Annotated in this window: 18 protein-coding genes; 9 read left to right on the plus strand and 9 right to left on the minus strand. The window is 61.4% G+C overall.

The window, feature by feature from the left end:
* Positions 1–65: 65 nt before the first annotated feature.
* The gene (locus NTD81_RS16095; RefSeq protein WP_262183665.1) at positions 66–1,211 is read left to right on the plus strand and encodes a PilT/PilU family type 4a pilus ATPase; all 1,146 of its coding nucleotides are present in this window, start codon (positions 66–68) and stop codon (positions 1,209–1,211) included.
* Between the two features lie 134 nt (positions 1,212–1,345).
* On the opposite strand, the gene NTD81_RS16100 is transcribed toward NTD81_RS16095, so the two are convergent.
* A complete protein-coding gene (locus NTD81_RS16100) occupies positions 1,346–2,233 on the minus strand; it encodes a TIGR03915 family putative DNA repair protein (RefSeq protein ID WP_262183666.1) in 888 nt (295 codons plus the stop codon).
* Positions 2,233–3,444, minus strand: a complete 1,212-nt coding sequence (locus NTD81_RS16105) for a putative DNA modification/repair radical SAM protein (RefSeq protein WP_262183667.1) — start codon at positions 3,442–3,444, stop codon at positions 2,233–2,235. The genes NTD81_RS16100 and NTD81_RS16105 overlap by 1 nt, the downstream gene beginning before the upstream one ends.
* Positions 3,445–3,647: 203 nt before the next feature.
* Here NTD81_RS16105 and NTD81_RS16110 point away from each other — a divergent pair, with 203 nt between their 5' ends.
* Complete coding sequence (locus NTD81_RS16110; protein WP_262183668.1) at positions 3,648–4,046, plus strand: TM2 domain-containing protein; 399 nt, start codon at positions 3,648–3,650, stop codon at positions 4,044–4,046.
* A gap of 48 nt (positions 4,047–4,094) precedes the next feature.
* On the opposite strand, the gene NTD81_RS16115 is transcribed toward NTD81_RS16110, so the two are convergent.
* From NTD81_RS16115 to gshB, 7 genes are all read right to left on the minus strand, one after another.
* Positions 4,095–5,366 (minus strand): dihydroorotase, encoded by a 1,272-nt coding sequence (locus NTD81_RS16115; protein WP_262183669.1) that lies wholly within the window; start codon positions 5,364–5,366, stop codon positions 4,095–4,097.
* Complete coding sequence (locus NTD81_RS16120) at positions 5,366–6,379, minus strand: aspartate carbamoyltransferase catalytic subunit (protein WP_262183670.1); 1,014 nt, start codon at positions 6,377–6,379, stop codon at positions 5,366–5,368. The genes NTD81_RS16115 and NTD81_RS16120 overlap by 1 nt, the downstream gene beginning before the upstream one ends.
* A gap of 10 nt (positions 6,380–6,389) precedes the next feature.
* Positions 6,390–6,896 (minus strand): bifunctional pyr operon transcriptional regulator/uracil phosphoribosyltransferase PyrR, encoded by a 507-nt coding sequence (gene pyrR, locus NTD81_RS16125; RefSeq protein ID WP_262183671.1) that lies wholly within the window; start codon positions 6,894–6,896, stop codon positions 6,390–6,392.
* Positions 6,897–7,110: 214 nt separating this feature from the next.
* A complete protein-coding gene (gene ruvX, locus NTD81_RS16130) occupies positions 7,111–7,548 on the minus strand; it encodes a Holliday junction resolvase RuvX (RefSeq protein WP_262183672.1) in 438 nt (145 codons plus the stop codon).
* Positions 7,548–8,114: a YqgE/AlgH family protein gene (locus tag NTD81_RS16135; RefSeq protein WP_262183674.1), complete on the minus strand. Its 567-nt coding sequence runs from the start codon at positions 8,112–8,114 to the stop codon at positions 7,548–7,550. Before NTD81_RS16135 ends, ruvX begins: the two co-directional genes overlap by 1 nt.
* A gap of 71 nt (positions 8,115–8,185) precedes the next feature.
* On the minus strand, positions 8,186–9,091 hold the full coding sequence (locus NTD81_RS16140) for an energy transducer TonB (RefSeq protein ID WP_262183675.1): 906 nt from the start codon (positions 9,089–9,091) through the stop codon (positions 8,186–8,188).
* Between the two features lie 55 nt (positions 9,092–9,146).
* Positions 9,147–10,109, minus strand: coding sequence for a glutathione synthase (gene gshB, locus NTD81_RS16145; protein ID WP_262183676.1), 963 nt, complete (start codon positions 10,107–10,109; stop codon positions 9,147–9,149).
* Between the two features lie 238 nt (positions 10,110–10,347).
* Here gshB and pilG point away from each other — a divergent pair, with 238 nt between their 5' ends.
* The 7 genes from pilG to NTD81_RS16180 all read left to right on the plus strand — a co-directional run bounded on the left by pilG (position 10,348) and on the right by NTD81_RS16180 (position 23,402).
* Positions 10,348–10,755, plus strand: coding sequence for a twitching motility response regulator PilG (gene pilG, locus NTD81_RS16150; RefSeq protein ID WP_262183677.1), 408 nt, complete (start codon positions 10,348–10,350; stop codon positions 10,753–10,755).
* A gap of 44 nt (positions 10,756–10,799) precedes the next feature.
* Complete coding sequence (pilH, locus tag NTD81_RS16155) at positions 10,800–11,165, plus strand: twitching motility response regulator PilH (RefSeq protein WP_262183678.1); 366 nt, start codon at positions 10,800–10,802, stop codon at positions 11,163–11,165.
* Positions 11,166–11,207: 42 nt separating this feature from the next.
* Positions 11,208–11,744: a chemotaxis protein CheW gene (locus tag NTD81_RS16160; RefSeq protein ID WP_262183679.1), complete on the plus strand. Its 537-nt coding sequence runs from the start codon at positions 11,208–11,210 to the stop codon at positions 11,742–11,744.
* A gap of 83 nt (positions 11,745–11,827) precedes the next feature.
* On the plus strand, positions 11,828–13,873 hold the full coding sequence (locus NTD81_RS16165; RefSeq protein ID WP_262183681.1) for a methyl-accepting chemotaxis protein: 2,046 nt from the start codon (positions 11,828–11,830) through the stop codon (positions 13,871–13,873).
* 50 nt (positions 13,874–13,923) lie between these two features.
* Positions 13,924–14,781, plus strand: coding sequence for a protein-glutamate O-methyltransferase (locus tag NTD81_RS16170; RefSeq protein ID WP_262183682.1), 858 nt, complete (start codon positions 13,924–13,926; stop codon positions 14,779–14,781).
* A 33-nt stretch (positions 14,782–14,814) separates the two neighbouring features.
* Positions 14,815–22,386, plus strand: coding sequence for an Hpt domain-containing protein (locus NTD81_RS16175; protein ID WP_262183698.1), 7,572 nt, complete (start codon positions 14,815–14,817; stop codon positions 22,384–22,386).
* Positions 22,383–23,402, plus strand: coding sequence for a chemotaxis protein CheB (locus NTD81_RS16180; protein WP_262183683.1), 1,020 nt, complete (start codon positions 22,383–22,385; stop codon positions 23,400–23,402). The genes NTD81_RS16175 and NTD81_RS16180 overlap by 4 nt, the downstream gene beginning before the upstream one ends.
* The last annotated feature ends 11 nt before the right edge of the window (positions 23,403–23,413 follow it).

Genomic DNA, 23,413 nt, shown 5'->3' on the forward strand with positions numbered 1-23,413 from the left:
TGCCCGTTACTGCTGATGCGGAACGGGCAGTGGCGCAACTGCGCAGAGATAATGGGGCAAGCACCATGGAATTTGAAAAACTGCTGCGTTTGATGGTCGAGAAGGGCGCCTCGGACTTGTTCATCACCGCTGGCGTGCCGCCATCGATGAAGATCAACGGCAAGATCATGCCGATCAGCAAAACGCCGCTGTCCCCCGAGCTGACCCGCGAAACCGTGCATTCGGTGATGAACGAGCAGCAGCGCCGCGAATTTGTGGAAAACCACGAATGTAACTTTGCCATTAGCGCGCGCGGCGTAGGGCGCTTTCGTGTCAGCGCCTTCTACCAGCGCAACCTCGCCGGCATGGTGCTGCGCCGGATCGAAACCCACATCCCCACCCTCGAAGAACTCAAACTGCCCGAGGTGCTGAAGAAACTGGCCATGACCAAGCGCGGTCTGGTGCTGTTTGTCGGCGCCACCGGCACCGGTAAGTCGACCTCGTTGGCGGCGATGATCGGCCACCGTAACCGCAACAGCAGCGGCCATATCATCTCCATCGAAGACCCCATCGAATTTATCCACCAGCACCAGAGCTGCATCGTCACCCAGCGCGAAGTGGGGATCGACACAGAGTCGTTTGAGGTGGCGCTGAAAAACACCCTGCGTCAGGCCCCCGACGTGATCCTGATCGGTGAGGTGCGCACCCGCGAGACCATGGATCATGCCGTGGCCTTCGCTGAAACCGGCCACCTGTGCTTGGCCACGCTGCACGCCAACAACGCTAACCAAGCCTTGGAGCGGATCATCAACTTCTTCCCGGCCGATCGGCAAAATCAGGTGTGGATGGACTTGTCCCTCAACCTCAAAGCCATCGTCGCCCAGCAGTTGATCCCGACCCCGGATGGCAAAGGCCGCCGCGCGGTGATCGAGGTGTTGGTCAACACCCCGCTGGCCGCTGATTTGATTCGTAAGGGTGATGTCACCGAGCTGAAGTCGCTGATGAAACGCTCCACCGAAGCCGGCATGCAGACCTTCGACCAAGCCCTGTACGCCCTCTATAGCCAAGGTGAAATCACCTACGAAGACGCCTTGCTCTACGCCGACTCGGCCAACGACTTGCGCCTGATGATCAAGCTCGGCAGCGAGAGCGAAGGCGAGCATCTGAGCAGCATGGCCCAAGGCTTGGAGCTGGAATTAAGCGACGACGATCCGGGCCGGCGCCTGCGCTAAATCGCCCGGCGTGCTTGTGCAGAAACGCCAACCGTTCAGCTGTGTCCTAGACATCCTCGGCGAGCGCTCGGCACTGCGGCGGCTGGGCTGATTTGCGCCCAGCAGCTTTGCCCATGACCTCTTCCATTAAGCCGCTAATCGGCCTTAGTGCTGGGCTGTTGGCGGATGCGCTTGCCTGGTTGCGCCGCCACGGCGGCGGCCTGTCCATCGCGCTGGGCGCCGGCCCGGGCCTGGCTCATCAGCTGGCCAATCAGCGGGCCTTCCGGCAGATTTTTCCAGAACCGCACCGGCATATGGTTTTGCATCACGCTGGGGTTAAGCCGCGCCGGGTTAAAGGTGCTGGCGTAATAACTCAGCCACAGCGCTTGGCCGCTGTCTTGCTCGCTGAGCTGCGGTGCGCGGGCCAGGGCTTGCCACTGCGCCGGGCAAGGGCGTTGATAGTGCAACTGCTGGCCATCCCAGTACACCCCGTCATCTGGCGTGGCGATCAACCAGCGACTACGGCCTAAGCGCTGGCTGAAGTGCTCGCTGGCGCTTAACAAAATATCGTGGGCCGGTTCGTGCCAGGCCAGCCACTGCGGAGCAATATCCAGCTCGTGTAGCGCTGACTCGGGGCATGGCTGAAAACGTAAAAAGGCATGCAGATGGTGGGCTTCGCGGCGCACGGCCTTAAGCCGTTGGTGCAGGCTGCTGCCGTCGTGGTCACCGGCCAGCATGGCGCTGTGCTCACCCTGAGCCACGCGCCAGAGAATGCGATAGAGCAGGCTCCAGCGATCGATGCAGCGATAGCAGGCGGCTTGCTCAAGCATCTCCAGCAGTTTTCTCGGCACCCGTGGTCCACGGCCGTCCGCCGGGCGTGAGCTGGGCTGTGGGTCAAACTGGCTAAACAGGCTGCCGCTTTGCCCGTGCTGTTCGGTGGCGCTGTGCCAGCTGATCTGCGCCGGCGCCACGCCTTGCATTAACAGGCTGCGGGCCAAGTCGCGCCAGGCCTCGAAGCTGCCGTCAAAGTGCAGGTTATGCATTACCACAGCGCCATCTGTGCCGGCGCTTCGCTGAGCTGCTGGCGCAGTACTAGGGATTCGCGGGTGGCCTGCTGCGGCCGGTAATCCTGGGTGATGATAAACGGCTTGGCTTTCTCCAGGGAGCAGCGCAGGCGGGTGAGGTCGGCATAGCGGATGCGTTTTTGCCGGCGCAGGGCGACCAGGCGTTTGGCGCTGAGCACGCCGATACCCGGCACGCGGGCAATCATGCTCGGTTCGGCGCGGTTTAAATCCACCGGAAAGTGCTCACGGTTATTCAGCGCCCAAGCCAGCTTGGGGTCGATATCCAACGCGAGGTTGCCCGGTCCGCTGAGCAGCTCGCCGGCACTAAAGCCGTAGCCGCGCATCAGGAAGTCTGCTTGGTACAGGCGGTGCTCGCGCAGCAGCGGCGGGGCGGCGAAGGGCACGGTGTTGGGGCTTTGCGGGATGGGGCTAAAGGCCGAGTAATAGACGCGGCGCAGGCGGAAGTCGCCATATAAGGACGCGGCGGTGTGCAGGATGGTGCTGTCGTCGGTGTCATCGGCGCCGACGATCATCTGCGTGCTTTGCCCGGCTGGGGCAAAGCGTGGCGCGCGGGTTTCGACGCGGGCCTCGGCTTCGCCTAAGTGAATCGAGTGCATGGCCTGTTTGATGCTGCCCACCTGTTTCTCCGGCGCCAGGCGGATCAGGCTGGCCTCAGTCGGCAGCTCGATATTTACGCTGAGGCGATCGGCATAGCGGCCGGCTTCGGCAATCAGCAGCGGATCGGCATCGGGAATGGTCTTTAGATGGATATAACCACGGAACTGATGCTCTTCGCGCAGCAGCTTGGCCACGCGGTTGAGTTGCTCCATGGTGTAGTCGGCGCTGCGGATAATCCCCGAGCTTAAAAACAACCCGCTGATGCAGTTGCGCTGATAGAAGTCCAGGGTCAGGCGCACCACTTCTTCGGGGGTAAAGCGCGCTCTGGGCACATCGCTGGAGCGACGGTTGACGCAGTACTGACAGTCGTACAGGCAGAAATTAGTTAGCAAAATTTTCAGCAGGGCGACACAGCGGCCGTCAGGAGTGAAACTGTGACAGATGCCCATGCCATCGGTTGCGCCAATGCCGTCTTTGCCCTTGGAACTGCGCTTAGGCGCGCCACTGCTGGCGCAGGAGGCGTCATATTTGGCGGCATCGGCGAGCACGGTAAGTTTTTGCAGAAGTTGCATGGCGAATACGCATTGGCTGTATGTTTATACAGTATCACGTAGTCGGCTTGTCGCAACAAGAGGTGCTGATCGGAAATGCCCATCAACTGGGCATGGATTTATTGTCTGATTATTATGCTTAACTAAAAGGGCATTGTTTGCTTCTTAGGCACCTAGGCCCAGGGTGGCTGCAAGCAGTGCTCATGCCATTAGGAGGCCGCTTTATGCAGCAACAGGATACCCACAGTAAGTTAATTGGCTATCTGCTGTGGATCTTCGGATTCCTCGGTTCGCACCGCTTTTATTACGGCAAGCCGATTACCGGGACCATTTGGTTCTTCACCTTGGGGCTGTTTTTCATTGGCTGGATCATCGACCTGTTTCTGATCCCGGCGATGGATCGTGAAGCCGATCAGCGCTTTACCTCGGGCAAGGTTGACTACAACGTGGCGTGGATTCTGCTGACCTTCTTCGGCGCCTTCGGTGTGCATCGCATGTATCAGGGTAAGTGGATCAGCGGCATCATCTACTTGTTCACCCTCGGCCTGTTTGGCCTGGGCGTGCTCTACGACTTCTGGACCCTCAACGGGCAAGTCTCGGAAGTTAACTCGCAGCGCGCATAAATGCCCGCGCAGTGGACCAGGCGCTGGCCTAGTCCACTGTCTCAGCGCTTAAGCCTGATAGCTGATGCGCCCATCAACCAAGGTGTAACGCACGGCGCTCGGCAGGCAATGGCCGATAAAGGGGCAGTTGCTGCCTTTGGAGTGCCAGCTCTCGCCCGCCAGGGTCGAAGCCTGCGGATCAAACAGCAGCACGTCCGCCGCGGCACCGACCTGCAAACTGCCTGCTGGCAAGTTCAGCGCCGCCGCCGGGCCGCTGCTCAGGCGTGCGAGCAGGGTGGGCAGATCGAGTACGCCTTCAGCAACCAAGGACATGGCCAGCGGCAGGAGCAGCTGCGCGCTGCTGATGCCCGGTTCGGTCGCGCCGAACGGCGCGAGTTTGGCGTCGCGCTCGTGGGGCTGGTGGTGGCTGGCGATGGCGCTGATTACGCCGCTTTTCACAGCGGCGCGCAGGCCGTCGCGATCCGCTTGGGTGCGCAGCGGCGGTTGCACGTGATAGAGACTGGAGAAATCGCTCAGGGCCGCATCGGTGAGGATCAGCTGATACAGCGCCACGTCGGCGGTGACCGGCAGGCCACGGGCTTGCGCTTCGGCGATCAACTGGGCGCCACGGGCACTGGTCAGTTGGCTGAAGTGCGCGCGCACGCCGGTTTGCTCGACCAGCAGCAGGTCACGGGCCAGGGCCACGGTCTCGGCGGTTTCCGGAATACCCGGCAGACCAAGGAAGCTGGCCATGGCGCCTTCGTGGGCCAGACCGCCTTCGGCCAGGTCGTGGTCCTGCGAGTGGAAGATCACGGTCAGGTCGAAGGTGGCCGCGTATTCCAGAGCGCGGCGCAGGGTGCGACTGTTGCGGAAACTCTCCAGGCCATTGCCGAAGGCCACGCAGCCGGCGTCGCGCAGGGCCACCAGCTCGGCCAGTTGTTCGCCATCCAGACCTTTGCTCAGGGCGCCGATAGGAAAGACCTTGGTGTGCCCGGATTTGCGCGCGCGATCGAGAATCAGCTCGGCCACGGCCGGGGTGTCCAGCACCGGTTTGGTCAGCGGCGGGCAGCACAGGCTGGTGACGCCACCGGCAGCGGCGGCCAGGGTTTCGCTGGCGATATTGCCTTTGCGGCTGTAGCCGGGCTCGCGCAGGGCGACGTTGAGATCGACCAGCCCGGGAGCGGCGATCAGGCCGCCGGCGTCGATCTCCTGGCTGGCGACGAAGCCAGCAGGGGCTTGGCCGATGCCGGCGATTTTGCCGTCGGCCAGGTACAGGTCCGTGACTTGATCCAGGCCGCTACGGGGATCGATGACGCGGGCACCGAGGATACGGGTGGACATCAGTTTTGCTCCTCAGCGTCGAGATTGATTTGCCGTTGCGCGGCTTGCCCGCTCATGGCCATGGACAGCACTGCCATGCGGATGGCGATGCCATAGGTGACTTGATTGAGGATCACCGATTGCGGGCCGTCGGCCACCGCCGATTCGATCTCCACGCCACGGTTGATCGGCCCCGGGTGCATGACCAAGGCATCCGGCTTGGCCAGCTTCAGGCGCTGTTCGGTGAGGCCGAACAGGCGGTAGAACTCGCCCTCGCTGGGCAGCAGGCCGCCGTTCATGCGCTCCCGTTGCAGGCGTAGCATGATCGCTACGTCGACATCCTTAAGGCCTTCATCGGCATTACTGAACACGCGCACGCCGTAGGTTTCTTCGATGCCCACCGGCAGCAGGGTTTTCGGCGCGATCACGCGGATATCGCGGCAGCCGAGGGTCTTCAGGGCCAGCATATTCGAGCGTGCCACCCGCGAGTGGAGAATGTCGCCGACGATGGCCACCGACAGGTCCTCGAAGTTGCCCTTGTGCCGGCGGATGGTGAGCATGTCGAGCATGCCCTGGGTCGGGTGCGCATGGCGGCCGTCACCGCCGTTGATGATGGCCAGATTCGGGCATACATGTTCGGCGATAAAGTGCGCGGCGCCGGAGTCGGCATGGCGCACGACGAAGATGTCGGCGGCCATGGCTTCGAGGTTGCGCAAGGTGTCGAACAGCGTCTCGCCCTTGCTGGTGGAGCTGGTCGACACGTTCAGGCTGATCACGTCCGCCGACAGCCGCTGGGCCGCCAGCTCGAAGGTGGTGCGGGTGCGCGTGGAGTTCTCGAAGAACACGTTGCACACGGTCTTGCCGCGTAGCAACGGCACCTTCTTCACCGCCCGGGCGCCGACCTCAAGGAACGAGTCGGCGGTGTCGAGAATCTCCGTGAGCAGTTCACGGGGCAGTCCGTCGAGGGATAAAAAGTGGCGCAACTGGCCTTGGTCATTCAGTTGTAGCGGGCGCTTGGCGGCTTGGGTGGGCATGGGCTGAGTCTCAGTGGGCAAGCGTCTGAAGTTCGAGGGTCAGCGGCGTCGGGCCGGACAGTTTGACCCGTTGCGCGGCGTGCAGCGACAAGGTCGCCCCCACCACATCAGGGGCAATCGGCAGTTCGTGGGCGTTCAGGTCGAGCAGGCAAACCAGGGTCACGCTGGCGGGGCGGCCATAGTCGAACAGCTCGTTGAGGGCGGCGCGGATGGTGCGCCCGCTCATCAACACATCGTCGATCAACACCAAGTGCTGGCCGTCGATATCGAAGGGCAGGTCGGATGGCTGCACCTGCGGGTGCAGGCCGTTTTGGGTGAAGTCGTCGCGGTAGAACGAAACGTCCAAAATTCCCAGCGGCTCGTTGCTGTCGAGGGCTTCCAGCAGGGCCTGGGCGACCCACACGCCGCCGGTACGAATACCGATAAAACGCGGCTCACTGATCTGCCGTTGGTCCAGGTGACGAGTCAGGGCGGCGGCCATTTGCGGTAGCAATAGGGCCGGGTTGGGTAAGCTCATGGCAACACTCCACAGATAAACAAGCAGACCAAGCGCAGCACACTGGCGCAGATCTTAGGCTTGGTACGAAAAGCGTCGGCGCTGGTTGAGGCTGGCCTCGTCTGAGCAGCGGGCGACGACTTTCGTACTGAGCCTTGGGCGGACGACAGCGCCTCAGTTTACGTGTTGTCGTCAGTTAATGCGCGGCCAGGCTGACGCATCCGGGCCGCTGCGCTTAGGCGCCGTTGGCTTCCAGCCAGCCTTGCAGGAGCAGGGCAGCGGCCAGAGCATCCACCGGGCGTTCGCGGTAGCCGCTGTTTTGCCCCTCACGCAAGCGCTGTCCCTTGGCCTCATAAGTGGTCAGGCGCTCATCGTGGGTATAGGCCGGCACATTGAAGCGGCCATTAAGGCGCCGGGCGAACTTCTCCGCGCGCTCGCTCATGTCACTTTTACTGCCATCCATATTCAGCGGCAGGCCGACGACCACGGCATCGGGCTGCCATTCCTTAAACAGCGCCTCGACCTTTTGCCAGTCCGGCACGCCGTTTTGCGCTTTGAGGATGCACAGCTCGCGGGCCTGGCCAGTGATGACCTGGCCGACCGCCACGCCGATTTGTTTGGTGCCGTAGTCAAAACCCAGGAGCAGACGCAGCGGCTTTTCGCTGGCGCTCATCAGGCGTGCCCCGCTTGCGAGGTCAGCAGGCTGAGGTTCACCCCCAGGCTGGCGGCTGCGGCGCTCAGGCGCTGATCGTAGGGCAAGTCAAAGAGAATGTTTTCATCCGCCGGGCAGGTCAGCCAGGCGTTGTCGGCCAGCTCCGCTTCCAGTTGCCCGGCTTCCCAGCCGGCATAACCGAGGGTGATCAGGTACTTTTGCGGGCCGCTGCCATCGGCAATCGCCAGCAGGATGTCTTGCGATGTCGACAGGCTGAGGCCGTTGACTTCGACCGTGGCCTGGTACTGCGGGCCCGCCGGATGCAGGACAAAGCCGCGATCGGTCTGGACCGGGCCACCGCTGAAAATCGGCAGGCTTTGGCACAGCGGCGACAGCTCGGTGTCTGGGCGCAGCTGGCTGAGCACATCGGCCAGATTCAGGCCATTGGGTTTGTTGATCACCAGGCCCATGGCGCCTTGCTCGCTGTGATCGAGCAGGTAAGTCACGCTGTGGGCAAAATTGGGATCGGCCATATGCGGCATGGCGATCAGGAAGTGGTGCTTGAGGGAGTGGGCGACTTCATTCATGGGCGCTAGTTTCCGGCTTTGCCCCGTTTGCTTCAAGCACCATGCAGCGGCTGTGGGCAAAAGCCTGATGGTTATTGGCTGAGCAGGCGGTCGCCGCGCTCGAAGCGCCAGGTGCGGATGATCTCTAAACGGTCGACATCGGCCAGATCGCCGGTGAAGGGCGCGTACGGCGCAGCCAGGCGGACGATGCGCAGGGCTGCTTGGTCGAGCAGGCGCTGACCGGAGGACTCCAGTACCTGAACCTCATAGAGAGTGCCGTCGCGATTGATCGACACCAGCATGCGCAAGCTGCCGTAAATCTGCTGACGCCGTGCTTCATCGGGGTAGTTGAGGTTGCCGATGCGCTCGACCTTCTTGCGCCACTCGTCTTTGTACCAGGCGCCTTTGTCGCGCATGGTCGAGGCCGCGCTTAGGCGGTGGATCTTCGGCCGTTTGGCGTACTGCTGCACTTCCATGGCCAGTTCCGCTTCAAGGCTGGCAATTTCCGAGGACAGCTGCGCGCTGTCGAAAACTGGCGCGGACTGGGCCTGGGGCTTAGGTTCGGCAGGCTTGGCCTCGCGCTTGACCGGGGTCTTTTGCGGCTGCGGGGCGCGGGTGGCGACGGCGGCCTTGGGCGCTACCTGCGGTTTAGCCGGTGGCGGCTTGGGCGCGGCCGGTGGGGTGACGCGCTTGACTTGGGTGTCTTGGAACAGCGCTTGCTCGGTGGTTTTCGGCGCGGCCTTGTGTTCCAGGGTGCCGCTGCCTTGCTGATTGTCCTGGGCGAGGAAATCCGCTTGCTTGGGTTTTTCTTCGGACTTGAAGGTGGAGAGGGTGATCTCCAGGGTTTTGCTGATCTGCTCGGGCTCGGCCATGCTGAAGCCAACGCCCAGCAGCAAGACGGCATGCAGCGCTGCGGCGATAAACAGGGTAAAGCCCAAACGATCCGACGACTTAACACCGTTCGAGGAAAGTTCAGGCAGTGGGGCTTTAGCGTTCATCGCACACAGGTTGGCTTAGGTTGCTGGGCAGTCTGCCGAGGGCTCAGGAAAAAGTCTATGAAGCACTGCGCGCATTGAGCTTCTCAGCAATCTTGTCCATCAGCTGCTCGCCGATACGGGTGTCGTAGGCCGCATCGATTTCGCGGATGCAGGTCGGGCTGGTGACGTTGATCTCGGTCAAGTGTTCACCGATTACATCCAGGCCCACGAAGATTAAGCCCTTTTCGCGCAGGGTCGGGCCTACCGCTGCGGCAATTTCCCGGTCAGTATCGCTCAGCGGTCGCGCTTCACCGCGGCCGCCGGCCGCGAGGTTGCCACGGGTTTCACCGGCGGCGGGAATGCGCGCCAAGCAGTAGGGCACTGGCTCGCCGTCGATCATCAGGATGCGTTTGTCGCCATCCTTAATCGCCGGCAAATAACCTTGCGCCATGATCTGCTGCTGACCATGTTGGGTCAGGGTTTCCAGAATCACCGAGAGGTTTGGGTCGCCTTCGCGGTGGCGAAAGATCAACGAGCCGCCCATGCCGTCGAGGGGTTTGAGAATGATGTCACGCTGCTCGCGGGCAAACTCGCGCAGAATGTCGGCACGGCGGCTGACTATAGTCGGCGGCGTGTATTGACTGAATTGGGTGGCGAAGTACTTCTCGTTGCAGTCGCGCAGGCTTTGCGGGCGGTTAACCACCAGCACACCAGCTTGTTCGGCTTGTTCGAGTAAATAAGTGGAGTAAATAAACTCGTTATCGAACGGCGGGTCCTTGCGCATCAGGATCACGTCCAGCTCGCTTAACGCAATATCTTGCTCGGCGCCCAGTTCGTACCAACGCTGAGGGTCATTGAACACATTTAACGCAGCACCGCGGGCGCGAGCTTCACCACGCAATTGGTAAAGATCTTGCTGCTCCATATAGAACAGCGACCAGCCGCGAGCTTGCGCGGCCAGCAACATGGCCAGCGAACTGTCTTTTTTAAAGGCAATTTGGCTGATGGGGTCCATGACAATGCCGAGGCGAACGCTCATGGCAGGTTTCTCCATAAATTGGCAGCCGTAAGGCTGGATAGTGACAGTACAGCGGCGTCAGGGTGGCGCTGGCAGGACCCGTGGTCAAGGAAAAACATGGCGCAAGCGGGCTTATAGATTGCTGCAAAGGAGTGTGCTACAAAGGCCCAACGATTGGGGTCTAGCCCATCGGTGACAGGGCCTTCAGCGCACTGCTATAACGCACAATAACGATCACCGAGGCAACGGTAGGGCAAACATGGAACAGCATTCCGAGGGGTTGAGGGTGATGGTGATTGACGACTCGAAAACGATTCGTCGCACCGCAGAAACTCTCTTAAAAAAGGTTGGCTGCGACGTCGTGACCGCAGTTGACGGCTTCGATGCATTGGCGAAAATCGCTGATACCCACCCAAACATCATCTTCGTAGACATCATGATGCCGCGTCTCGACGGTTATCAGACATGCGCCTTGATCAAGAACAACAGCGCCTTTAAGGGTACGCCAGTGATCATGCTGTCCTCCAAGGACGGTCTGTTCGATAAGGCCAAGGGACGCATCGTGGGTTCTGATCAATACCTCACTAAACCGTTCAGCAAAGAAGAACTGCTGGGTGCGATTAAGGCCCACGTGCCTGACTTCACGCCGGTCGAACAAGCGTCCTGAGGTCACTGCGCAGTTGCGCGTCTTTTTAAGTATTGGGAAACACCATGGCTCGAATTCTGATTGTTGATGACTCTCCGACCGAAATGTACAAGCTGACCGCCATGCTGGAAAAGCACGGCCATCAGGTGCTCAAGGCGGAAAACGGCGCCGACGGCGTGGCTCTGGCGCGTCAGGAAAAACCCGATGCGGTGCTGATGGATATCGTCATGCCGGGCCTCAACGGCTTCCAGGCAACCCGTCAGCTGACCAAAGATGCGGAAACCAGTCACATCCCGGTGATCATTGTGACCACCAAAGACCAAGAAACCGATAAGGTCTGGGGCAAGCGTCAAGGGGCTAAAGATTACCTGACCAAGCCGATTGATGAAGACACCCTGCTCAAGACTTTGAGTACGGTTCTGGCTGGTTAAAGTGACTTGCTGGGCAATTAAAACTATAAGGCCGTAGCAGGCATGTCGGACTCGCAAACACCTTTCCAACTCATCCAGCAGATCGACCAGCGCTGTCGGCAGCTTGCTGCCGGCTTGCCGTCGCAGCAGGCGCTGGTGCAAACCTGGAGTGGCATTGGTTTTCGCATGGGCGAGCGGTTTTTTGTGGCGCCCATGGGCGAAGTTGGCGAGGTCTTGCATGAACCTCGCTACACCCTGTTGCCTGGGGTGAAGAGCTGGGTCAAAGGGGTGGCTAACGTGCGCGGCCGTTTGCTGCCGGTGATGGATCTGTGCGGTTTTTTCGGCAATGAGCTGTCGCCGCTGCGCAAAACCCGGCGCCTGCTAGTGGTCGATCATCAGGAAGTTTTTGCCGGCCTCACAGTCGATGAGGTGTTCGGCATGCAGCATTTCCCTGTGGACACCTTCTCGGAGCAGCTACCACCGCTCGAGGCCTCCATAGCACCCTTTATTCATGGCGTATTTCAACGCGAACAAGCCTGGTTGGTGTTTAGCCCTCATGCGCTAGCGCAAGATCCGGGCTTTTTAGCTGTGGCTTACTAACGGTTTATCGGCGGGGCCGGCTTACCGGCCTTTAGGCGTGACTCAGGATTTGAAGTGCGGTAGGTCCAGGCGGGGGCCAAATAATGAAAAATATAAATGCGAGCAATCTGTTTGCGGGTACGCGCAGCAGCACTCTGATCACCGGACTGTTTATTGTCCTGATCGTCTCCATCGTGTTGCTGTTTGCCAACTTCGCATACATCAACAAACAGTCCAACTACGACACCGAGTACATCGGCCACGCCGGTGAGCTGCGCGTGCTGTCGCAGCGGATCGCGAAGAACTCCACGGAAGCGGCGGCCGGTAAGGCCGAGGTGTTCCGCCTGTTGCGCGATGCGCGAAACGACTTCCAGGCGCGTTGGGGTTATCTGACCGAAGGCAACGAAGAGACTGATCTACCTGCCGCGCCGGCGGCCCTGCAAGAGCAGATGACGGCCGTGCAGCAGGACTGGGACAAGTTGCGCCAGGACAGTGACGCCATTCTGGCCAACGAACAGACCGTACTGTCGTTGCACCAAGTAGCGGCCACTTTGGCCGAGACCATTCCGCAACTGCAAATCGAGTATGAGGAAGTGGTCGGTATCCTCCTCGAAAGCGGTGCTTCGGCGTCGCAGGTTTCGGTGGCGCAGCGCCAATCGTTGTTGGCCGAGCGGATTCTCGGTTCGGTGAACAAGGTGCTGGCCGGTGACCAGGACTCGGTGCAAGCCGCCGACATGTTCGGTCGCGACGCCAGCCTGTTCGGCCGTGTATTGACCGCCATGCTCGAAGGCAACGCGGCCATGGAGATCACCAAGGTCAGCGACGCTGAGGCCTTGGAGCGTCTGGCCGAGATTTCCGAACTGTTCGAGTTCGTTTCCGGCTCCGTGGATGAGATCCTCGAAACCTCACCTGAGCTGTTCCAGGTGCGCGAATCGGCCAACTCGATTTTCAGCGTCTCGCAAACCTTGCTGGATAAAGCCTCGGCCTTGGCCAGCGGCTTTGAAAGCCAAGCGGCGGCGCGTGCGATCAACACCTTGCTCGGTTACGTGCTGGGCGTGCTGGCACTGGCCTCGATTCTGTTGATCGGTCTGGTGATCATGCGCGAAACGCGTATTCGTCTGGCTGAAACGGACGAAAAGAACGAGCGTAACCAGCAGGCGATTTTGCGTCTGCTCGATGAGATCGGCGACCTCGCCGACGGTGACCTGACCGTAACCGCTACGGTAACCGAAGACTTCACCGGGGCCATCGCGGACTCGATTAACTACTCGATTGACCAACTGCGTGAACTGGTCGCCACCATCAACCTGACCGCCGTGCAGGTATCTGGTGCTGCCCAGGAAACTCAGGCCACGGCGATGCATTTGGCGGAAGCGTCTGAGCACCAGGCGCAAGAAATTGCCGGGGCTTCGGCGGCGATCAACGAAATGGCCGTGTCGATTGACCAGGTATCGGCCAACGCCTCGGAATCGGCAGCGGTAGCGGAACGTTCGGTAGCCATCGCCAACAAGGGTAACGAGGTGGTGCACAACACCATCACCGGCATGGATAACATCCGTGAGCAGATCCAGGACACCTCGAAGCGGATCAAACGCCTCGGTGAATCGTCCCAGGAGATCGGTGACATCGTTAGCCTGATTAACGACATTGCTGACCAGACCAACATCCTCGCCCTGAACGCCGCGATCCAGGCCTCCATGGCCGGCGACGCAGGACGCGGCTTCGCCGTGGTAGCGGACGAGGTACAACGCCTGGCGGAACGTTCCTCGGCGGCGACCAAGCAGATCGAGGCGCTGGTTAAAACCATTCAGACCGACACCAACGAAGCGGTTATCTCGATGGAGCAAACCACTTCCGAAGTGGTGCGCGGGGCTCGTCTGGCGCAAGACGCCGGGGTGTCCCTGGAGGAGATTGAAAAGGTATCGAAGAGCCTCGCGGCCTTGATCCAGAACATCTCCAACGCCGCTCGTCAGCAGGCCTCTTCGGCGGGTCATATCTCCAACACCATGAACGTGATTCAGGAAATTACCTCGCAAACTTCCTCCGGTACCACGGCCACTGCGCGCAGCATTGGTAACTTGGCGAAGATGGCCAGCGAGATGCGTAACTCGGTATCCGGCTTTACCTTGCCGGCTGGCGAGCAGGACTAAGCGGCCTGGCCGCTTAGCTTGGGGCGATGGCGGGGAGCGAGGGGCACGACATGCAGTCAAGCGTCTGGGCCTTGCAACCCGTGGCCGATATGTCGGTCAGTCAGTTTCGTGACTGGCAGACTTTGCTTGAGCAGCGCACCGGTGTCGTGCTCAGCGAGCAACGGCGCACGTTTTTACAAACCAACCTGAGCGCGCGCATGCGTGAGCTGGGGGTGGCGGACTACAGCCAGTACTACCAGCAGGTCACCGCTGGGCCACGGGGCGCGGTGGAATGGGCGATCTTGCTGGACCGTTTAACGGTGCAGGAGACGCGATTTTTTCGCCATCCAGCGTCCTATGAAGTGCTCAGTGGCTATTTGCATGAGCGCTTGCGGCAAGGTTTGACCCGGCCATTGGCCTTGTGGAGCGTAGGCTGTGCCAGTGGTGAGGAACCCTATTCCTTGGCCATCAGTGCTGCCCAGGCATTACACGGCAGTGATCAGGCGCAGTGGTTTGGCGTCACCGGCAGTGACGTCAGCCTCAGCGCTTTAGCCAAGGCGCGGGATGGCTTGTATGCCAGCAGTCGTTTAGAACAGTTGAGCGAGCAACAGCGGCAGCGCTACTTCACCGAGCAGGCGGATGGGCGCTTCCAGGTGGTGGCAGATTTATCCGCGCGGGTGTGCTGCGCGCGGCTTAACGTGCTGGAGTTGAGCAAGGCACCGATGGCCGATATGGACGTTATTTTTTGTCAGAACTTGCTGATCTATTTTCGTCGCTGGCGGCGCCGCGAAATCCTCAATCATCTGGTCGAACGTTTAGTACCCGATGGCTTGTTGGTGGTAGGTGTGGGTGAAGTGGCGGGTTGGCAGCATCCGGAATTGATCCCGGTGGCCGACGAGCGAGTACTGGCGTTTACCCGTAAGGGCTAAGGCAGAAGAGCCAAGTTTATGAGTGGAGTGGCTATGGGTGATCGGCATGATTATGTCGCCCTGGAATGGGTCAAGGGCGAGATTGCGGAAACCCTGAAGCAGGCGCGTCAGGCCCTCGAGGCGTTCGTCGAGAACCCTCAGGACGCCACACGTATGCGCTTTTGCCAGACCTATGTGCATCAGGTCTTGGGCACCCTGCAGATGGTCGAGTTCTTCGGCGCCGCGCTTTTGGCCGAGGAAATGGAGCAGCTCGCCGGAGCCATGCTCGAGGGCCGCGTAAGCAATCAGAACGAAGCGCTGGAAGTGCTGATGCAGTCGATTCTGCAGCTGCCAGCCTACCTCGACCGCATTCAAACCGCGCGCCGCGACCTGCCCATGGTGGTGTTGCCGCTGCTCAATGATTTGCGTGCCGCCCGTGGCGAGAAGCTGCTCTCGGAAACCAGCCTGTTCAGCCCGGATATGTCCAACCGTGCGGCGCCGCTGGCGCCTGCGGCCATGCAACAACTCAACAACGATGAGCTGCCAGCTTTGCTGCGCAAACTGCGGCAGATGCTGCAAATGGGCTTGGTCGGGGTGCTGCGCAACCAGGATTTGCCAACCCACTTAGGCTATCTGGCGCGGGTTTTTGCGCGCCTGGACAGCTTGGCTAAAGACTCGCCCTTAGGCCAGCTCTGGCCGATTGCCTCGGCCGTGGTCGAAGGCTTGGCCGATGGCAGCCTGGCCAATGGCAGCTCCATCCGGACTTTGCTGCGTCAGGTCGATAAAGAACTCAAGCGCGTGCTGGAGCAGGGCGCGGAAGGCTTTAACCAGGCCGCGCCGGAAGAGCTGAGCAAGAACCTGCTGTTTTACGTGGCTAAATCTGCCGCGCAGTCGCCCAAAGTCCGTGCCCTGCGTGAGCAGTATCGGTTGGATGAAGCGCTGCCGGATCACCACGTCATCGATGAAGAACGCGCGCGTTTAGCCGGGCCGGATCGCGACGCCATGCACTCGGTGGTCACCGCCCTGTGTGAAGAGTTGGTGCGGGTTAAAGACAGCCTCGATCTGTTTGTGCGCAGCGACCGCGTACACCTGGCGGATCTGCAAGCCCTGGCCGGGCCGCTCAAACAAATCGCCGACACCTTGGCCGTACTTGGCTTTAGTCAGCCACGGCGGGTCATCGCCGAGCAGCTGGACGTGGTCAACAGCCTGCTCAAAGGCCAGAGCGAGCCCAGCGATGCCCTGCTGATGGATATCGCCGGCGCGCTGTTGTACGTCGAGGCGACCCTCACCGGCATGATTGGTGCCCATGCCGACGCCACTAACGAAGCCAGCCACCTGCCGACCACCGATGTGGGGCAGATTCACCAACTGGTGATTCGCGAAGCGCGTAATGGTCTGGAGCAGGCCAAAGACGCCATCATCGAGTTTATCGCCTCGCAGTGGAACCACGAGCACCTGGCCCGTGTGCCGGACTTGCTGACCCAAGTGCGCGGCGGCCTGGCCATGATCCCGCTGCCCCGTGCGGCAGAGTTGCTCAGCGCCTGCACCCGCTACATCCAAGAACAGTTGCTGGCGCGCCAGGCCGTGCCTAACTGGCAACACCTCGACACCCTGGCTGATGCCATCACCAGTGTGGAGTACTACTTAGAGCGCTTGGCGGAAGACAACAGCAGCCAAGGCGACTCGATCCTCGATGTGGCCGAAGACAGCATGGCCTTGCTCGGTTACCCGCTGGCGGTGCAGCCTTTTGCAGAGCCAGAGCCAGAGCCAGAGCCAGAACTTGACGCCAGTGCGGTTGCAGTCGACGAGCCGCTCGCCCTAGGGGATAGCCAAGAGTTATCGGCTGCCCTGCCGCTCGCGGATGAGCCGGGTTTGCACAGCGACAGCGGCGAATGGCTGCTCGACACAGCGCAAAGCAGTAGCGAAGTGCTGGAGTTTGATCTCGACGCGCTGCCAGCATTGGACGATGTGGCGGCACCTGCGTCTGAACATCGCGCCGATTTCGCCAGTGAAACGAATCTGGAACTGCTTGACTGGGACGAGGTGCTGGGCAGCGATCAGGTTGCGCTTGAGCCTCTGCAGCAAGCGGAAGACGAGCTGGTGCTGGACGATGTGTTCGCCAGCCAGTCGCCTGATTTTACGCAGCAAGATGGTTCGCCAAGCGTCAGTGAACTCAATGAGTTTGACCTGGCTGAGCTGGAATTTAGCGAGCAGGAACTGGCCGATCTGGCCCTGCCCGAAGTCGATTTGCCGAGCCTGCCGACAGCACCGCAAGGCGCAGCCGAGCCCGCCGCGGACCTGTCTTTAGCCGCGGTATTGGCGACGCCTGTGGCGGCGATCAACCCGCCGGCCCAAGACGTACCCCCGAGCTTACTGCCCCCACCGGCCGATGAAGAGCCCGTGGATGACGAACTGCTGGAAGTGTTTATCGAGGAAGCCGGCGAGGTGCAGCAAACCATCGCCGAGTATTTCCCCCAGTGGTGCGCCGATACCGCAAACAAAGAGGCGCTGACGGAAATTCGCCGAGCCTTCCACACCCTCAAGGGCAGTGGCCGGATGGTTCGCGCCTTGGTCCTGGGCGAGCTGTCCTGGGCGGTGGAAAACCTGCTTAACCGTGTGCTTGATCGCAGTATCGAGCCCGGCGCCGAGGTGCAGCAGGTGATCGCGCAGGTGATCGCCATCCTGCCTGAGCTGGTCGATGAATTTGCGCAAAAGGCCCAACGCCAGCGCGATGATGTCGATCAGTTGGCGGCCAGCGCCCATGCCTTAGCCAAGGGCCAGGCTCTGCCTCTGGCCGCACTGCCCAGTGCAGAGGCAGAGGCCGTTGAGGACGCGCCCGCCGCCGACGATGCCGAGGCCATCGACCCGCAGTTGCTGGAGATCTTCCGCAACGAAGCGGAGATGCATCTGGATACCCTGGTGGCGTTCCTCGCCGATTGTGCCCAGCAGTTGCCGCAAACCATCACCGATGATTTGCAGCGCGCCCTGCACACCCTCAAGGGCAGCGCCTCGATGGCCGGGATCATGCCGGTGGCGCAAATTGCGGCGCCGCTTGAGCGCCTGGTTAAGGAATTTAAAGCCAACCTGCTGCCCATGGATTTGGCCGAAGCTGAGCTGTTAAGCAGCGCCGAGCAGTTGTTCCGCCAGGGCCTGGCGCAACTCGACAGCCAGCCGTTGGCCGAGCTGCCTGGCGCTGGCGCCTTCTTAGAGCGTGTGCAGCAGTTGCATGACGAGCGTTTGGAGCAGGCCGCGCACAATCAGCCGGATGCGCAAGGCGAGAAGCGCGATCCGCAGATGATCAGCATCTTCCTTGCCGAAGGCACCGACATTCTCTTTGACGCCGAAGCTCTGCTTAGCCAATGGCGTGAACAACCGAATCAGCGCCAGGAGCTCAGTTCGCTGCTGAGCGAGCTGACCACTTTAGGCCGTGGCGCCGAGATGGCCGAGCTGCCGCAGATCGATGAGCTGTGCGAAGCGCTGCTGGATCTGTATGGCGCGGTGGAAGAGGGCAGTCTGGCGGTCAGCGAGCAGTTCTTTGCCGAGGCCGAGCAGGCCCATGAAGCGCTGATCAGCATGATGGATCAGGTCGCCGCTGGCCTACAGGTCAGTGCCGCGCCGCAGCGCGTCGCCGCCCTGCGTGAGCTGTTAGGCCAAGCGCTGGACCCGGATAGCCTCGGCGTGATCAGCAGTGTCGATGGGCAAAGCCAGGCACAAGTGCTGGATACCGCCACCGCCGAGTTGCAGCAAGACCTTGAGGCGTTGGACGAAGCGCACAGCATCGCCGAAGCCGAAGCCGAAGCCGGTGCTGAGCTAGAGCTTGCACCGCTCGACAGCGCTGATGAGCCGGCTGCCACTGGCGGCGATGAGCTTGAAACTCCAGCACTGCTGGAGCTTGAGCCGCTCTCGGTTGATCCAGAAGCGCAGGAGTGGACAGACGAAACAGCTGTGCCTGCGGCAGAAAGCAACGCCATCGATTTAGTTGAGCCGACGCATGCAGTGCTGGCGCCAGAGCCAACACTCGAACCTGCAGCGTTGGCTGAGTCCGCTGACTCGTTGCGCCAGCCTGAGGCTTTCGTTGAACAGCTTAGCCAGACTGACGTCGAGCTCAGCGCGCCGGCGGATGCCCTGGAACCACTAAGCCCGGCTGACGCGGCAACAACCGCCGTACCTGCGTTGACTGCCGCCCCAGTGGTAAGTGGTCTGGACCAGGAAATGGTGGACATCTTCCTCGAAGAGGCCGTGGATATTCTCGACAGCTCCGCCCAAGCCCTGGAGCGCTGGAGCAGCGACCCGGAGAACCATGCGGCGCTGTCAGCGCTGCAACGCGATCTGCACACCCTCAAGGGCGGCGCGCGCATGGCGGAAATCGCCCCGATCGGTGATCTGGCCCATGAGCTGGAGTCGCTGTACGAAGGGCTGCACGACCGCCGTTACAGTCACTCGCCGCAGTTGCTTGAGCTTTTGCAGCACAGCCACGATTGCCTGGCGCAGCAGCTGGAGCAGTTGCAGGCCGGCCAAAGCATGACCAGCCCGGCCGAGCTGATTAGCCAGATTCTGCGCTTTCGGCAAAACCCCGGCGCCAAGCTGGCATTAGATGCGCAAGCAACTCCGGCACCCAATGAGCCGCAGGCCCAGGCTGAAGTGGAACCCTGGGTGGATGACTTCGACGCGCTGATCAGTGAGCCGCCCAGCGCGGCCGCAGCGGTTGAATTAACTCCTGCCGCCGAGCCGCCGCCCACTGCAGAGCCTGCGCCGCTTGCTGCTGCACCGAGTGTGGTCGATGAGCGCGATAGCGAGCTGGTGGAGATCTTCCTCGAAGAAGGTTTCGACATTATCGACAGCGCCGGCGCCGCCTTGCAGCGTTGGATGCAGGATGTGGATAACTGCCTTGAGCTGGAGTCGCTGCAACGCGATCTGCACACCCTCAAGGGCGGCGCGCGGATGGCCGAGATTCGCGAAATTGGCGATCTGGCCCACGAGCTGGAATTCCTCTACGAAGGCTTAGGCCAAGGCCAACTGCGCGCCGGTAGCGAGCTGTTTAGTTTGCTTGAGCGCTGCCACGACAGCCTGGCGCAGATGCTTGAAGCCGTGCGCGAGCAGCGCGCCGTGCCCGACGGTAACGGCCTGATCGCCACTATTAAAGGCTTTCGCGCGAACCCCAGCGAACAGCTCAGCGTACCCACCAGCGTTGCCTTAAGGGCGGCGCCGGAGGCGGCGGACGCTGAAGCCGAGGCGGATATCCTGGATATCTTCCTCGAAGAGGCCGATGACCTGCTGGAGAACATGGAGCAAGCCATCGGCCGTCTGGAAAGCCAAAGCGGCGCCGACAGTGCGGTGGATGATCTGCTGCGCATTCTGCACACCCTTAAAGGCGGTGCCCGCCTCGCCGGGCAGCAGCGCTTGGGCGATCTGAGCCATGATCTGGAACAGCACCTAAGCGATGCCCAAGGCCAGGGCGCGCCCTGGCCGCAAAGCCTGCTGCTGGATGTGCAGTCGGCCTTTGATGCCTTGCAGCAAGAACTGGATGGCCTGCGCCAACGTCTGGACGCCAGCCATTGGCAGAGCCCTGCCCAAGAACCGCAACAGGCGCTCATTGCCGAGGCCGAATTAGCCCCGCTGCCACAGAGCAATGCAACGGCGCCGGCGGCTGGCAATAAAGTCGAACTGGCCCTGCCCATCGTCGCCGCCAGTGTGGCGCCGGTTAACGAAACGGCGGCCAAGGTACTGCCCTTTGTTGAGCGTGCCCAGCACGCCGCGCAAGAGGCCGCCTCACGGCGGGCGCCGCAAGAGCTGGTCAAGGTGCCGGCGGAGCTGCTCGAGGGCCTGGTTAACCTGGCCGGTGAAACCTCGATTTTCCGTGGCCGGGTGGAGCAGCAGGTGAGCGACTTCGGCTTCACCCTGAGCGAGATGGAAGCCACCATCGACCGGGTGCGCGATCAACTGCGCCGCCTCGACACCGAAACCCAAGCGCAGATTCTCAGCCGTATCCAAGCCGACGCCGAGCGCGCCGGTTATGAGGATTTTGACCCGCTGGAAATGGATCGCCACTCGCAGTTGCAGCAACTGTCGCGGGCGCTGTTTGAGTCGGCCTCGGACTTACTGGATTTAAAAGAAACCCTGTCAGCGCGTAACCGCGATGCCGAGACCTTGCTGTTGCAACAGGCGCGGGTTAACTCCGAGCTGCAAGAGGGCCTGATGCGTACGCGCATGGTGCCCTTCGACCGTCTGGTGCCGCGTCTGCGCCGCATCGTGCGGCAGATCGCCAGCGAGCTGGATAAGCAGGTCGAATTTATCGTCGGCAACGCCGAGGGTGAGATGGACCGCACCGTGCTGGAGCGCATCGTCGCGCCTCTGGAACATATGCTGCGTAACGCCGTCGACCACGGCATCGAAGGCCCGGACGCACGGCTGGCGGCGGGCAAACCGGCGCAGGGTACGATCCGCTTAAGCCTTGGTCGGGAGGGCGGCGATATCGTCCTGACCCTGGCCGACGATGGCGCCGGGGTACGCCTCGATGCGGTGCGCCGCAAAGCGATTGAGCGCGGCCTGATGGACGCCGATGCCCAGCTCAGCGACTACGAGGTGATGCAGTTTATTCTCGAAGCGGGCTTCTCCACCGCCGAGAAAATCACCCAGATTTCCGGGCGCGGCGTGGGGATGGACGTGGTGCACTCCGAGGTCAAGCAACTCGGCGGCAGCATGAGCATCGACTCGCAGCCGAATGTGGGCACCACCTTCACCATCCGCCTGCCGTTTACCGTGTCGGTTAACCGTGCGCTGATGGTGCTTTCCGGTGAAGACCTGTACGCCATCCCGCTCAATACCATCGAAGGCATCGTGCGGGTTTCGCCCTATGAGCTGGAGGCCTACTACGGCCCTGATGCGCCGCGTTTTGAATACGCCGGGCAAAGCTATGAGCTGCGCTACCTGGGCGACCTGCTGAACAATGGCCAGCATCCCAAACTGGTTGGGCAAAGCCTGCCCTTGCCGGTGATTCTGGTGCGCTCCAAGGAGCACGCGGTGGCGGTGCAGGTGGATTCCCTGGCCGGCTCCCGCGAGATCGTGGTGAAGAGCCTCGGCCCGCAGTTTGCCGGGGTGCCGGGCATTTCCGGGGCGACCATCCTCGGCGATGGCCGGGTGGTGGTGATTCTCGATCTGCTGGCGACCATCCGTGCCCTGCATGCCCATCTGCAACCGCAACTGCACAGCCGCGCGGTTAAATCGCTCAGCAGTACTGTGGAAGTGGAAGTCGAGCGGCCGACCTTGGTCATGGTGGTCGACGACTCGGTCACGGTGCGTAAGGTCACCAGCCGCTTGCTGGAACGTAATGGCATGAACGTGATGACCGCCAAAGACGGTGTCGATGCCATCGCCCAGCTGCAAGAGCGCAAGCCCGATGTGATGCTGTTGGATATCGAAATGCCGCGCATGGACGGCTTCGAAGTGGCCACCCTGGTGCGCCACGACGAAGGCCTGAAGGATCTGCCGATTATCATGATCACCTCGCGTACCGGCGATAAACACCGCGAGCGGGCCATGGGCATCGGCGTTAACGAGTACCTCGGCAAGCCTTATCAAGAGGCGCTGTTACTCGAAACCATCCAGCATCTGGTCAAGCCGACATGACAGAAAAAAGCGCTGCACGGATAGCCGTTATTGCCGACACCTCGTTGCAGCGCCATGTGCTGCAACAGGCCCTCACCGGCAGCGGTTACCAGGTGGTGATGAACAGCGATCCGGCGCGTTTGGATGAAGAGGCGCTGAATAACTGCCAGACCGATCTGTGGCTGGTGGATCTGGCCCAGTCGGAAGACTCGCCCCTCGTCGATAACCTGCTGGAGCGCACCGATGCACCGGTGCTGTTCGGTGAAGGCCATGCCCCGGAGCGCCACAGTGAGCACTATCCGCGTTGGGAGCGGCGCTTATTCGGCAAGCTGAAGAAACTGGTGGGCGATCCCGCCCAGGCGGTCGGCCCGAGCCTCGATGCCTTGTTGGCTGAGGCGCAGCGGCCAACTCGCGTCGATCTCCCGGCTGCTTTAGCCGATACCCCGTTAGTGGCTGGTGAACCGGCGCAGCAGCTGTGGCTGCTGGCGGCTTCCTTAGGTGGTCCGGCAGCGGTCAAAGCCTTTCTCGATGCCTTGCCCGGCGGCCTGCCGGTGGGCTTTATCTACGCCCAGCATATCGATGCCAGTTTCGAGAGCAGCCTGCCGCAAGCGGTCGGCCGCCACAGCCAGTGGCATGTGAATCCGGCGCGCGCTGGCGATACGGTGCGCTGCGGCGAAGTGGTGGTGGTGCCGATCCGCCATGAACTGCAATTTACTGACGACGGCCAGATGCAGATCGCCGAGCAGGGTTGGCCGGAGCCTTACAGCCCGTCGATTGATCAGATGATGCTGAACCTGGCCCAGCAATTCGGCGCTCACTCTGGGGTGATTGCCTTTAGCGGCATGGGCAGTGATGGCAGCGCGGCGGCGGCCTATGTGCGGCGCCAAGGCGGGCAGATCTGGACGCAAAATGCCGCCAGTTGCGCCTGCCCCAGCATGCCCGATAGCCTGCGTGAAGGCGGCTACAGCAGCCGCAGCGGCGATCCCCGTGAATTGGCGCAAGCCTTGGTCCAACACCTGGCCGAACAGTGCCGTTAAATTTGGCCTTG

The sequence above is a fragment of the Pseudomonas sp. 5P_3.1_Bac2 genome (assembly GCF_025465995.1).
GTDB lineage: Bacteria > Pseudomonadota > Gammaproteobacteria > Pseudomonadales > Pseudomonadaceae > Aquipseudomonas.